General features: G+C 44.8%; 15 protein-coding genes. 9 read left to right on the top strand and 6 right to left on the bottom strand.

Annotated elements, in window-relative coordinates:
* Positions 1-456 precede the first annotated feature (456 nt).
* The gene (locus R3D86_06345; protein MEZ5757822.1) at positions 457-741 is read right to left on the bottom strand and encodes a PGPGW domain-containing protein; all 285 of its coding nucleotides are present in this window, start codon (positions 739-741) and stop codon (positions 457-459) included.
* A gap of 141 nt (positions 742-882) precedes the next feature.
* On the opposite strand from R3D86_06345, the gene R3D86_06350 reads away from it, so the two are divergent.
* From R3D86_06350 to R3D86_06385, 8 genes are all read left to right on the top strand, one after another.
* The gene (locus R3D86_06350) at positions 883-1,614 is read left to right on the top strand and encodes a heme ABC transporter permease (protein ID MEZ5757823.1); all 732 of its coding nucleotides are present in this window, start codon (positions 883-885) and stop codon (positions 1,612-1,614) included.
* Positions 1,604-1,756, top strand: a complete 153-nt coding sequence (gene ccmD, locus R3D86_06355; GenBank protein MEZ5757824.1) for a heme exporter protein CcmD — start codon at positions 1,604-1,606, stop codon at positions 1,754-1,756. Before R3D86_06350 ends, ccmD begins: the two co-directional genes overlap by 11 nt.
* 8 nt (positions 1,757-1,764) lie before the next feature.
* Entirely contained in the window at positions 1,765-2,241 is a 477-nt protein-coding gene (ccmE, locus tag R3D86_06360; protein MEZ5757825.1) for a cytochrome c maturation protein CcmE, read from the top strand.
* Positions 2,238-4,199, top strand: coding sequence for a heme lyase CcmF/NrfE family subunit (locus tag R3D86_06365; protein MEZ5757826.1), 1,962 nt, complete (start codon positions 2,238-2,240; stop codon positions 4,197-4,199). Before ccmE ends, R3D86_06365 begins: the two co-directional genes overlap by 4 nt.
* Positions 4,192-4,713, top strand: a complete 522-nt coding sequence (locus R3D86_06370; protein ID MEZ5757827.1) for a DsbE family thiol:disulfide interchange protein — start codon at positions 4,192-4,194, stop codon at positions 4,711-4,713. The genes R3D86_06365 and R3D86_06370 overlap by 8 nt, the downstream gene beginning before the upstream one ends.
* A 5-nt stretch (positions 4,714-4,718) precedes the next feature.
* Positions 4,719-5,177 carry a cytochrome c-type biogenesis protein gene (locus tag R3D86_06375; protein MEZ5757828.1) on the top strand — a complete coding sequence of 153 codons (459 nt, stop codon included), beginning with the start codon at positions 4,719-4,721 and terminating at the stop codon, positions 5,175-5,177.
* The gene (ccmI, locus tag R3D86_06380; GenBank protein ID MEZ5757829.1) at positions 5,177-6,313 is read left to right on the top strand and encodes a c-type cytochrome biogenesis protein CcmI; all 1,137 of its coding nucleotides are present in this window, start codon (positions 5,177-5,179) and stop codon (positions 6,311-6,313) included. Before R3D86_06375 ends, ccmI begins: the two co-directional genes overlap by 1 nt.
* A gap of 87 nt (positions 6,314-6,400) precedes the next feature.
* A complete protein-coding gene (locus R3D86_06385; GenBank protein ID MEZ5757830.1) occupies positions 6,401-6,784 on the top strand; it encodes a hypothetical protein in 384 nt (127 codons plus the stop codon).
* Here R3D86_06385 and R3D86_06390 read toward each other — a convergent pair.
* The 5 genes from R3D86_06390 to R3D86_06410 are packed head-to-tail and all read right to left on the bottom strand — an operon-like array spanning position 6,781 to position 11,813.
* Complete coding sequence (locus R3D86_06390; protein MEZ5757831.1) at positions 6,781-7,362, bottom strand: septation protein A; 582 nt, start codon at positions 7,360-7,362, stop codon at positions 6,781-6,783. The two genes, R3D86_06385 and R3D86_06390, sit on opposite strands and share 4 nt — an antisense overlap.
* Positions 7,363-7,376: 14 nt before the next feature.
* Complete coding sequence (ftsY, locus tag R3D86_06395; GenBank protein MEZ5757832.1) at positions 7,377-8,318, bottom strand: signal recognition particle-docking protein FtsY; 942 nt, start codon at positions 8,316-8,318, stop codon at positions 7,377-7,379.
* Positions 8,311-9,594 (bottom strand): tRNA (N(6)-L-threonylcarbamoyladenosine(37)-C(2))-methylthiotransferase MtaB, encoded by a 1,284-nt coding sequence (gene mtaB / locus R3D86_06400; protein ID MEZ5757833.1) that lies wholly within the window; start codon positions 9,592-9,594, stop codon positions 8,311-8,313. The genes ftsY and mtaB overlap by 8 nt, the downstream gene beginning before the upstream one ends.
* 41 nt (positions 9,595-9,635) lie before the next feature.
* Positions 9,636-11,081, bottom strand: coding sequence for a DASS family sodium-coupled anion symporter (locus R3D86_06405; protein ID MEZ5757834.1), 1,446 nt, complete (start codon positions 11,079-11,081; stop codon positions 9,636-9,638).
* Positions 11,082-11,120: 39 nt separating this feature from the next.
* Positions 11,121-11,813, bottom strand: coding sequence for an outer membrane beta-barrel protein (locus tag R3D86_06410; GenBank protein ID MEZ5757835.1), 693 nt, complete (start codon positions 11,811-11,813; stop codon positions 11,121-11,123).
* Positions 11,814-12,055: 242 nt separating this feature from the next.
* Between R3D86_06410 and ffh the strand changes: the two genes are divergently transcribed.
* Complete coding sequence (gene ffh, locus R3D86_06415) at positions 12,056-13,417, top strand: signal recognition particle protein (protein ID MEZ5757836.1); 1,362 nt, start codon at positions 12,056-12,058, stop codon at positions 13,415-13,417.
* The last annotated feature ends 53 nt before the right edge of the window (positions 13,418-13,470 follow it).

Genomic DNA, 13,470 nt, shown 5'->3' on the forward strand with positions numbered 1-13,470 from the left:
AAACAGAAACGAGCTAACGATCGTAACCCAAACGCAGATTTTTTCTATAAGTAAATTATTTAAACCAATTTTTAGTACAAACCGGATGGCAAGAAAAATGATAAAAAAGAAAATGGATACATTTGTATAATTATAAATGTGATTATATTTTATCGCGTCAATTGGGCCAGTATTGCCTAAAATAAAAATGATGCATGCTACGCAGGTTACCATGGAAAAAGCCCGCGCATTATCGACATTCTGTGCGTGCACAAATGCCTGAAATTTTTGCTTAAATTCGTCTTCCTTAAGCAATAATATACCTCATTTTTAAAACCGGTTTAAATTTTGCAACTAAAGACTTATACAAGATAAAAATAAAGTAAGTATTAAAACATAGTAAAAAATGAAGATAAAGACTCGAATATATTCAGAATAAGTCTTTATTAAAATTGAAAAAATTAGAGATAAGCGGATCTACTCACCCAGATGGATCGGATCAGTGTCTTCAATCACTTTTTTCAGGAATTTTGGCATATGTGGATGAATAAGTTGCAGGTGACGACCAATAATTGGCATGCGGCGTCTTAGTTTCTGCACTTTAATTTTAACCCAGTGGCTCTCCGATACAAGAATGCTCAGACCGATCAGCGCGACGATTTGGCCGATTGGTAAAGGTATTGGCGCCGTTATGATGCCAACAATAAACATCACCCATCCAATGAAAAGTTTTAAGGGTCTTTTAAGTGCTTTAAGGTCCATAATATTCGTAAATGCCCAATCATTTTGTTTGATGATTATATATAATAAAAGTTAAAGAAATAAGAAGGCTTAAATTAGGCATGATGTCGTTTTTTTTTACTAATTCTTGATTATGCAGCGTGAAAGGGATAGATCAAAGCTATGCATAAATTTGCCAACCCAGCCCGTTTCATGCGGATCAGTAAATTAATCACACCGTGGTGTTTTATCTTAACCGCAGTGACTCTTGTTGTCGGACTATATTGGGGGCTTTTCATTGCCCCGGCTGATTATCAGATGGGGGATGCTTACCGCATTATTTTTGTTCATGTGCCTGCCTCCTATATGTCAATGTTCTGCTATGGTTTTATGGCGGTTGCCAGTGCTGTTGGAATAATCTGGAAACATCCGCTCGCTGATCAGTCGGCCAGGGCAGCAGCGCCAATCGGCGCGGTCTTCACTGCGCTTGCTCTTTTTACGGGAAGTCTCTGGGGAAAACCGATGTGGGGCACATATTGGATCTGGGACGCTCGTCTGACCTCAGAACTGGTATTGCTGTTTTTATATTTTGGTTATATGGCGGTTTGGGAAGCCATTGAAGATACTGTCAAGGCCGCTCGGGTGGCCGCTATCGTGGCGCTTGTCGGCGCGCTGAATATTCCCATTATCAAATTCTCGGTTGACTGGTGGAATACTCTGCACCAGCCCGCCAGCCTAATGAAGTCGGGCGGGGCCAGCATACATCCTGACATGTTATGGCCACTTTTAATTTCAATCCTTGCTTTTAATCTTTACTTTATAACAGTGGTTCTCTGGCGTATACAATCGCTGATAATACGTCGTCAGATTCGCGGCCTGAGAATGAGGATCGCGGAGGAGAAGGATGATGGGTAATTATGGCATGTTCGTCTGGCCGAGCTTCGGTGCCGTTATCGTGCTGCTCAGTATTTTAGGCTATACAAGCTGGCAAAGAAAAAGGAATGACGAAAAGACATTGAACGAACTTCGTCAGGAACTTGAAAATTTAAGCGATTAGGATGAATTATGATGGCTATGAGCAGGGCGGCAAACAGGAAACAAAAAAGACTTTATCTGGTACTCACATCAATGGCGGTTTTGGCATTTGCCATTGGGCTTGTCCTGTCCGCTCTCCAGGATAACATCAGTCTTTTTCTTGATCCGACAGAACTAACAGAACGCAATCTGCCGGACGGGGAACATATCCGGCTTGGTGGTCTGGTGGCGATTGACAGTTTTGAAAAAGCGGATGACGGACTGACATATCATTTTGATATTACCGATGGTTCAGAAACAGTCAGTGTTGTCTATAAAGGCTCTCTACCGGATCTTTTCCGTGAAGGGCAGGGTGTGGTTGTTGAAGGGGAGGTCCATAAAAACGGTCCTTTTGTCGCAACAGAAGTGCTGGCCAAACATGATGAGAATTATATGCCCAAGGAGGTGTTGGACAGTCTGAAGAAAAGAGGACTTTATCAGGAGCCCGGGGAAGAAGGCAGTATATGATTGTTGAAGCCGGGCATTTTGCGCTTATCCTTGCGTGTTTTTTAGCCATTATCCAGGGAACATTTCCACTTTACGGTGCTTTGAAAAACCATGGGCGACTGATGGCACTGAGCGCGCCTGCCGCCTATGGTCAGTTCTTTTTTGTCACTATTTCTTTCGGCGCATTGATTTATGCTTTTATAGTCTCTGATTTTTCGGTGGTCAATGTCGCGCGGAATTCCCATACGTTAAAGCCAATGCTTTATAAGGTAGCTGCTGCCTGGGGAAATCATGAGGGATCAATCTTATTCTGGGCTTTCATTCTTTCTCTTTACGGTGCGGCAGTGGCTTACTTTGGCCGCAAGTTACCCAGAACTTTTTATGTAAGGGTTCTGGGCATTCAGGCACTTGTCGGTATGGGATTTTATTTATTTCTGCTCTTAACATCAAACCCGTTTGAGCGGTTATACCCTTTTCCTATGGAGGGAAACGGTCTTAATCCGCTATTGCAGGATCCGGGGCTCGCCTTTCATCCGCCCCTTTTATATATGGGATATGTGGGCCTGTCCGTGACTTTTTCATTTGCTGTCGGGGCACTAATAGAAGGGCGTGTTGATGCGGCATGGGCGCGCTGGGTTCGCCCATGGACACTGCTTGCCTGGTGTTTCCTGACATCGGGCATTACGCTTGGATCATGGTGGGCTTATTACGAACTTGGCTGGGGCGGCTGGTGGTTTTGGGATCCGGTTGAAAATGCATCCTTTATGCCGTGGCTGGTGGCAACAGGGCTTCTTCATTCAGCGATCGTTGTTGAAAAGCGCGATACCCTGAAAGCATGGACCATTCTTCTGGCAATTATTGCCTTTTCATTCAGCCTGCTTGGGACTTTTATTGTAAGAAGTGGTGTGCTGACATCGGTTCATGCTTTTGCAACCGATCCTGAGCGGGGCGTATTCATCCTGCTCTTTTTATTCATTGTTATCGGCGGCAGCCTGCTGTTATTTGCGCTTCGGGCCGATAAGTTGCAACCGGGCGGGCTTTTTGCACCGATCAGTCGGGAAAGTATGCTGGTTGTCAATAACCTCCTGCTGTCGGTGGCGGCGCTTGTGGTTTTGTTTGGAACTTTATACCCGTTGCTGCGTGATGCGCTGACGGGCGATAAAATTACGGTTGGGCCACCTTTTTTTAATCTTGCTTTTGGCTTTCTGATGATCCCTTTGCTTTTGGTTATGGGGCTTGGCCCTTCAACCAACTGGAAACGGGCCGATCTTATGGGTCTGGCATCCCGGCTTAAATTCATTTTTGCCGCAGCACTTGTTGCTTCCCTTGCACTCTTTTATATTGCCGGCGGTGGTGACATGATGGCCGCCGTATGGCTTGGGCTGGGTCTTTGGGTGTTTCTCAGCACTTTATACGAGTGGGCGGAACGGGTTAAACTCTTCAAATCTGACGCAATGAAACGCATATTAAGGCAGCCACGAGCATCGGTCGGTATGAGCCTTGGCCATCTGGGCATGGGCATTGTTGTGATCGGCATGGCGGGCAGTGCCTTCTGGGGAACGGAAGACCAGAGCATAATGACTTACGGTGACAGTCAGGAAATTGGCGGCTATGAAGTTAAGTTTAACAGCACAGATGGCGTATCCGGTCCCAATTATTCAGCGGTTCGTGCCTCCTTTGATGTCAGCAAGAATGGAAAAGAAATCACGACATTGGAACCGGAGGCGCGCACATATTTTGCCCCACCTATGCCAACCACGGAAGCGGCGATTTACAGCACATTTATGGGGGATCTTTTTGTGGTGATCGGCGAAGCCAACAACAAAACCTATGACCAGTGGGCCGTGCGTCTTTATTATAAACCGCTTCAAATCTGGTTATGGGGGGGTGTCGCCATCATGGTTATTGGTGGTCTGATTTCGCTGAGCGACCGACGGTTCAGATTGGGTGCGGTGACGAGAAAGGTGAGAGATGAATAAATTTATCCCGCTCGCCATTTTCTGCGCCATTGCAATTGCGCTTTATGTTGGGTTAAGCCTTAACCCCAGCAATATCCCATCTGTACTTATCAATGATCCGGTCCCAGAATTTGCATTGCCAGCTGTTGGCGATGGTGAGGGGGGCTTTTCTTCTGCTGATCTGGCGGCCGAAGACGGGGTTGTTCTGGTCAATTTCTTCGCGTCCTGGTGTGCGCCCTGTTATGTGGAACATCCGTTTCTAATGGAGCTAAAAAAACGCGGCTATAAAATTTATGGCGTCGCTTACAAGGATAAGTCCTGGGATACAAACGGATTTATAAAGGATCGCGGAAATCCATATTATAAACTGGCGGCGGATGATAAAGGCCGTGTTGCCATTGATTTTGGCGTATATGGCGTGCCGGAAACTTACGTTATTAAAAACGGCATTATCCGCTATAAGCATGCAGGACCTATTCAGGAAATGGATTTTGAAGACAAAGTGATTCCAATCATTGAAAGTGTCGACAAATGAGAGGGTTGATCAGTTTATTCTTATTTATTGGCCTTTCGCTTTCTGCCTATGCGATTGGTGTTGATGAAATGCCGCTGAAAGATCCGGCGCAGGAAGCCCGTGCGCAGGCAATCATGAAGCAATTAAGGTGCCTAGTGTGTCAGAACGAGTCGATTGTTGACAGTGGTGCGGACCTTGCCAAAGATTTAAGAAATATAGTAAGAGAGCGCATCACTCTGGGGGATACGGATGAACAGGTCCTTGCTTTTATGACTGCACGGTATGGCGACTGGGTCTTGTTGAAACCACCATTTGAAGGGGCCACGATAATTTTATGGTTTTCACCGATCCTTTTATTGCTCATGGGTTTTTATATTATTTACAGAAATTATAAAAATCGTAAGCCTTTGGGGGAGGTCGCTCCCCTCACGCCTGATGAAGAGCGGCGATTAAAGTCACTCCTGAATAAGGGGGCAGAAAAATAATGTATTTAATTCTGCTGATCCTATTTGCTGCAATTGCCCTATCAATTATTTTGTTACCCTATTTTAAGAACCGGGCTGACGAAATGGCGGGTAAACCGGATATAGATGTTTATAAAGCACAGCTGGATGAACTTGAAAATGACCTCAGTCGCGGGCTTGTCAGTGAAGAAGAGGCAAAAAGATCACGCATTGAAATTGAAAGACGAATATTAAAAGCGGCAGATCATGAAAATAAGCTAATTAAATATGAAATGCCGAACTGGACCATTGCAGGTTCAATCATAGCCGTGTTCATTTTGTCGGGATTGTTTTACTGGAAAGTTGGAACGCCGGGAATGCCGGATTATCCAATTAGACAGGTGACTAAAGACCGTACCGAAAAGGAACAGGCAGAAGAAATAGAAAAGACAGAAAAATTAAAAGCCCAATTGGTCGAGACACTGGCCAAACATCCGCCGGATGCTCGCGGGCTGGTGTATTTGGCCCGGCTTGAAATGAGCCTTGGAAATTTTCAGGAAGCGTCCGAAGACCTTTACCAGGCACACTTACTTGATCCGGATAATTTTGATTTACTGCTGATGTATGCCGAAAGCCTGATTGTAGCTGCACAGGAAAGAGTAACGCCGGCGGCACTTGTAATTCTCAATAAAGCGGCAAAAATAAAACCGGATCATCCGGGCCCGCAATATTATCTGGCACTTGCCGATTTTCAGGCAGGCGATGTTGAAACCGCCCATAGTGAATGGGTTAAAATCAGCAATAGTCTGGACGCGAATAATCCACTGAAATCATTGGTTGATTTGTGGATTGGCCGTGCTGAAAAGGAATTGGGGATAGCGCAAGGACTTCCGGAAACAAAAGCGCCGGCCATAAGTTCGGAACAGGCAGAAGCCATTAGCAATATGGATGAAAGTGAACAACAGGAATTTATCCGTCAGATGGTCAACCAGCTAGCTGAAAAACAACAGGAAAATCCGGAGAATATTGAAGGCTGGTTGCGATTATCCAGAGCTTATACAGTTCTCGGTCAGAAAGATGATGCAATTGCCGCCATGAAGAGCGCAATTGAAAATGCACCGGATGATCAAAAAGGCGCCTTGCAAAAAGAACTGGAAAAATTAACCAATTTGCGTTAGAATCAGCTTCACGTCGCAGAATAGAGACATTATCCATACAGGCAGAAAGTCTGAAATCCGCTTATCAAGAAGGTAAGTGGGCTTTTAATGTTGGTTAATGTTATGAAAATTGGTTCGCAGTCACAAACACTTGTCTCTTTAAATTCGCTGCTTGATGCTTCAAAGCAACAGCAACAGACTCAGCGCGAGGAATTTCAGGAAAAGAAGCTTACTGAAAGCCGTGAAGGCCGAATTACAGCGCGGCAGAATGAACGGGAAGCTCTCATTCAGCAGAATCGGGATGCCCTCAAAAAAATTCAGGACGATATTCGCCTTAGAAATTTGAGAAAACTGCAAAATGGTGATGAAGTTGACAATGAAGGGCAAAATAAAACAAATTTAAATCACCGGGAAAATTTCTTTCCGGCTCAAAAAGTGAATAATCAACCTGCTTTTGAAAAGCTCGGCCAAATTATAGATATCAGAATTTAATCTTCTTTTTCGTCATCTTCATCAAGTTGATATTTCATGACGATGGGCATTTGTGCCAGGGCGAAAATAAAACTCAGCGGTATAAAGACCCAGATTTTTGTGGCAATCCAGTCTGCATTGCTAAGGTTTCGCCATAAAATTTCATTTAAAACCGCACAGCCTACAAAAAACAGTCCCCAGTTGCGGCTCATTTTCATCCAGGCAATTTCCTCAATCGGTGGAAATCCTGCTTCCATAAGATTTTTAATGAACGGTTTTCCAAAGGCGTAACCACCAAGTAAAGTTGCAGCAAACAGGCCATAAAGGATGGTTGGTTTTACTTTTATAAATATTTCATTATCAAAATATATTGTCAGTCCGCCGAAAACGGCAACAAGTGCTGCTGATACCCAGAGCATGACAGCAATTTTTTTAAAAATGATTTTTGAGAAAATCATGGAAATGACCATGGCAACCATGAATATTTTAGTGGCCGGAATAATTCCGCCAGCGCCGTCAGCATCAGAATAGGCCCCATTGGCATAGAAAAAGACTACGATAGGTCCGATTTCAATGAGTAATTTTATAATCTGGTTCATTCCACACTTTCCTTTTACCTTACGTCTACACCAACAAGCATTTTTGAAAAATCTCCTGCATCAAACGGCTGAAGGTCATCAATTGTTTCACCAACGCCAATGGCGTGGATGGGCAATTTAAATTTTTCTGCGCAGGCGACAAGTACGCCGCCACGGGCTGTCCCATCAAGTTTTGTCATGATAATGCCGCTGATCCCTGCCATTTCGCGGAAAACCTCTGTCTGCATTACGGCGTTCTGGCCGGTTGTCGCATCAAGGATGAGAACCGTATCATGTGGTGCTGTTTCATCAAATTTTTTAATGACCCGAATAATTTTTTTAAGCTCATCCATAAGATGGCTTTTATTCTGTAGTCTGCCTGCCGTATCGATCATTAAAATATCGGTATTTGTTTCCTGCGCACGCCTTAAGGCATCATAGGCAAGCCCGGCTGCGTCGCACCCTTCCTTGCCGCTGACCACGGGCACGTCATTGCGCTGCCCCCAGATTTGAAGCTGTTCGATTGCCGCGGCGCGAAAGGTATCGCCAGCGGCCAACATCACTGATTTTCCCTGATTTTTAAACTGTTTGGCCAGCTTGCCGATTGTCGTCGTCTTCCCTGCGCCATTAACACCAACCATAAGAATGACATGGGGCTTATGCTCACCGCTGACGATAAGGGGCTTCGCCACATCCTGCATGATTTCACCGATCTCCTCTGCCAAGGCGACTTGTACTTCTTCTGCGCTGATTTGCTTGTCAAATTTGTTTTTGGATAGCCGTTCGCAAACCCGGGCGCTGACAGCGACGCCAAGATCAGACATAATCAGCAGGTCTTCCAGCTCTTCCAATGTTGAAGCATCAAGCCGTTTTTTGGTGAAAATATTTGTAATGCCCTCGGTCAGGGCTGTGGAGCTTTTTTTTAGTCCCTGTTTGAGGCGGCCGAACCATCCCAGTTTTTTTTCTGTTTCAGTCATTTATTACTTCCGCGTTAAGTAGTCCATCTTGATAGCCTGTCACTATGGCCTTTGCAATATGTCCCACTTTATGACTTCCGGTTATTTTAGCAGGGGCAAAATGTTCTGTATGGCCTATGGCCGCATTTTCACCTTTTATATTTTTCTCAATTAGAATGCTGACCTGACGTCCAACTGATTTTTTTAAATATTCATCAACCTTTGCTTCCCCAAGTTTTCTAAGTCTTGCCGCACGTTCTTTTCTGATAGTTCGGTCAAGCTGTGGCATTTTTGCGGCTGGGGTGCCTTCGCGTTCCGAATAAGGGAAGACGTGCAAATATGTCAGGTTGCAATCCTCTACCAGAGCCATTGAATTTTCAAACATTTCTTCTGTTTCGGTCGGAAATCCGGCAATGATATCTGCTCCAAAAACAACGTCTGGACGGGCTTTTAGGACAGCGTTACAAAACTCAATGGAATCCTCCCGACTATGACGCCTTTTCATTCTTTTAAGGATCATATTATCACCGGATTGAAGCGATAAATGAAGATGTGGCATCATCCGTGACTCTCTTGTAATTATGTCAAACAGCGCTTCATCGGTTTCTATTGAGTCAATTGAACTTAATCTGAGCCGTTCAAGATCCGGCACATTTTTAAGTATTTTCTGGCATAATTTCCCAAGTGTCGGATTTCCCGGCAAATCCGGACCGTATGACGTAATATCAACTCCGGTAATAATCACTTCTTTATAACCGTTATCCACCAGCTGCTGAATCTGGCTGACCACTTCACCAGCAGGGACCGAGCGGCTATTACCACGGCCATAAGGAATGATACAAAAAGTACAGCGGTGATTACATCCGTTTTGGACCTGTACGAAAGCGCGGGAGCGCTCTACAAAGCCTTCTATCAGATGAGGAGCCGTTTTCCTGACTGACATAATATCATTGACCGAAATGCGCTCGGACTTTGCAATGCCAAAGTCCTGATAACTACGGGCGGTCAGTTTTTCCTCATTGCCAAGGATCTGATTTACTTCTTCCATTTCGGAAAATTGTTTAGGGTCAATCTGTGCCGCACAGCCGGTGACGATAATATTGGCATCCGGGTTTTTGCGGCGGGCTCGTCTGATGGCCTGTTTGGCCTGCCTTGTAGCTTCTGCGGTAACAGCACAGGTATTAAAAATAACAGCATCCGTTAGCCCTGCTTCATCAGCATGCTTTCTGATAATTTCAGATTCATATGTATTTAATCGGCAGCCGAATGTAACGACTTTTGCTTTTTTCTCGCTCATAGTGATCTATATGGACTGATTCTGTTAAAAGTCCAGTAAATTTAGCCAAAAATAATCGGTACCAGAAAATAGCTGAGGCTGGTAATTGCAACAATCGCAAACAAATTTACTCTGAAGCCGGCATAGGCCATTTGCGGTATAGTTATTTCCCCACTGGCATATATAACGGCGTTGGGCGCTGTCGCTACGGGTAACATAAAAGCACAACTGGCCGATATAGCCACGGGAACGAAAAGGATCATCGGGTCTAGTCCCGTTGCCACAGCAAGGGCGCCGAGAATGGGAAGAAGGGTTGCTGTTGTTGCCGTGTTGCTGGTCAGCTCGGTAAGAAAGACCACAAGTGAAACCAGAATAAAAATAATGAATATAAGATCAAAAGTGCCAATGGCGCCGAGTTCATTGCCGATCCAGACGGCAAGACCGCTTGATTTGACAGCCGCAGCAAGGCTTAATCCACCGCCAAACAATAAAAGCACACCCCATGGAATTGTATCAGCCGTTTTCCAGTTGAGTAGAGTGGCATGCTTTTCATCTTTACAGCCGGCGGGAATCATAAACATGATCATCGCTCCAAAGATAGAGATTAATGCGTCACTCAGCCAAAGCATCATGTCCAGATTATTCTGAATAGGTGTTCTGAAAATCCACAAAGCAGCAATGAAGGCAAATGTAAAAGCCATTCTTTTTTCAGGCGTCGACATAGGGCCCATTTCATTTAGCTCCTGATGAAGTAAATCCTGAGCAACAGAATTTTGATCTAATTCAAATGGAAATGCCCAACGGGTCAGAACAAAACAGGCGATAGGCAGCATCACGAGTGTTGCGGGGACACCAAACAGCATCCAGGAGAGGAAACTCACATCAATGCCATAATTTTCCTTCATGAAGGCAATGACCAGAAGGTTTGGGGGGGTGCCGATCGGTGTGCCAAAGCCGCCAATATTTGCACCGTAAGCTATGCCCAGAACCAAGCAAAGAATGAATCCTGCATTTTTCTCACTTTTTTCTTTTATAATCTCACCGGCAAGGGATAAAGCAATCGGAAGCATCATCAATGTGCTGGCTGTATTGCTGATCCACATGGAAATCATGGCGGTTACAGTCATAAAACCGCCGATTAAGGCTATTGGGTTATTACCGACTCTGACCAGAACCATCAAGGCAATACGCCGATGGAGGTTCCACCTAGCAAGCCCTGTTGCCATGATAAATCCACCCATAAGCAAAAATATTGTTGGTGCTGCATAAGGGGCTGTGGCCTCTCCAATTGACGTAACCCCAAGGGCTGGAAACAAAACGATTGGTAATAATGAAGTAATTGGCACGGGCAGGGCTTCCGATGACCACCAGTAAGCAAGTAAAACGGTGACAGCTGCCACATTCCAGGCACTTGCACTCATTCTGGCAGGGGCAGGCAATAAAATCATAATCGTAAAAAGCACCATGCCCATAAGCATGTTAAAATTTCGCGTACCGATTTTACTCATCTCCCCTTAAATCCCTTTGTTATGAATAACTGTATGAATTTAATACATATGTAAAACGATGCTTAGCATTATGCGTGACGTTTTAGGTTTGAAAGTAAATTCATCGGATCCGTCAAGATAGACGGCGTCATTGATGTGAGCGCGCGTGTATTCAGCTCTGATCGCTATATTTTCCATGAAGGCCAGCTCAACACCGCCCCCATACTGTATGCCGGTTACCCGTTTATTGTAATCAAGATTATCTCGATCGGTCTGTCCATTTGTACCCTTTGATTTGAGATTAACGCCTGTATATCCTATCAGGCCGAATAGCAGGGCTTTATCTGAAAGTGTAACACCTCCACGAAGGTTAATATCTAAGGTGTTGCTTTTATAAAATCTGATGCTGGTTGTACCGTCGCTATATGTAGTGCTCCCTTTATCAATGATAAAGGCTGCTTCGGCTCCAGTATAAAAAATTCCATAATTCAGGCCGTATCCGCCTATAATTCCGCCCCCATAACTGTTTTTTGATTTTGCAGAAGTAATGCCATTAAAAACGCTGGGTGTTTCCGCTATCCCTGCATCACGATGGGTCGCGGTTGATGAAAAAGTGGATTTGCTTGTAACAAAACCAACATATAGGCCTTCAAAAGGGCTTCCATCGACACCTGCCTGTGCCTGTACGCCAAAAAGAGACAGGGTAGAAATAATCAGTATACTGAAAAAAAATTTAATCCGGATAAGGGTCATTCGCTAATGGTCCAATAGTGATAATTGATTAATTTAAAGGAAATATATTACATTTTTTATGGAATGCGTAAACAAGAACTTGACTCTTAAGCCATTTGCCCATATTTTCCGCCCATTCCCGATGGATGAAACATAATATTGTGTCCAAGGATACCCACCAGTCAGCGAAGGTTCGCCCACTGGTGTATTTTTGTTATGTAAAAATCTTCGGGCGAAAATGAGGCAACGGAATTGAGAATATAATGTTCGATAGCTTAAGCGATAAACTAGGCAGTATTTTTGACAAGCTAAAAAAGCGCGGCGCATTAAGTGAGAGCCATGTAGATGAAGCAATGCGTGAAGTCCGTCTTGCTCTTCTTGAAGCGGATGTTGCCTTACCAGTTGTCAAAGATTTCATTTCAAAAGTCAAATCGGCAGCAGTGGGGCAGGAAGTTGTAAAGTCAGTGACCCCCGCTCAGATGGTTGTAAAGATCGTTAATGACCAGATGGTCCAAATGCTGGGCGGAGATGCAAAAACCATTGATTTAAATGCGCCGGCCCCTGTTCCGGTTCTTATGGTGGGATTACAGGGGTCAGGTAAGACCACAACAACTGCAAAAATTGCCAAACGGCTTAAAGAAAAAGAACGTAAAAAAGTTTTAATGGCTTCATTGGACGTTCAGCGCCCGGCAGCGATGGAACAACTTGAAATTTTGGGTAAGCAAATTGGCGTGCCAACCCTCCCGATTATCCCGGGACAGATGCCGGTTGATATTGCCAAACGGGCACTGACCTCTGCCAGATTACAGGGCTTTGATGTTGTCATGCTTGATACAGCAGGGCGTCTCCATGTTGATCAGGCGCTAATGGCCGAAGTCGTGGCTGTGAGAAATGCTGTTGGCCCCCATGAAACACTTCTTGTTGTTGATGCGCTCACCGGTCAGGACGCAGTCAATGTGGCGGAAAAGTTTGGTGATCAAATCGGCATAACCGGCGTGGTTCTTACCCGTATGGACGGTGATGGGCGTGGTGGTGCTGCACTCAGTATGCGGGCCGTTACCGGCAAACCAATTAAGCTGGTTGGTGTCGGTGAAAAAATTGACGATCTGGAGGAATTTCATCCTGAAAGGGTTGCTTCCCGAATCCTTGGAATGGGTGATGTGGTTTCGTTGGTTGAAAAAGCGGCGGAAACTATTGAGGCTGAAGAAGCCGAGCGCATGATGAAAAAAATGAAGAAGGGTATGTTTGATTTTGATGATCTTCGTTCCCAGCTTCAGCAGATGAAAAAAATTGGCGGTATGGGAAGTATTCTAGGTATGCTTCCGGGTCTTGGCAAAATGCAGAAACAAATGGCGGCCGCCAAGATTGACGATAAACTGCTGCTCAGACAGGAAGCAATCATCAACAGCATGACCCCAAAAGAACGGGCACACCCCAATTTAATGAACGCGTCACGTAAAAAACGTGTGGCTGCCGGTGCGGGCGTATCAGTGCAGGAAGTCAATAAACTGATGAAAATGCAGAAGCAGATGGCAACAATGATGAAGAAATTAGGCAAAAGAGGGGGGCGCTTGCCGCTGCCCGGTTCATTGCCCCCCGGAATGGAAGGTTTGCTTCCCAAGTAAGCAGATCATCTAAAATGATTTAAATGAATTAAAATAAGCTAGAGGAAAATTAA

This window comes from Emcibacteraceae bacterium (assembly GCA_041396985.1).
Taxonomy (GTDB): domain Bacteria; phylum Pseudomonadota; class Alphaproteobacteria; order Sphingomonadales; family Emcibacteraceae; genus Pseudemcibacter.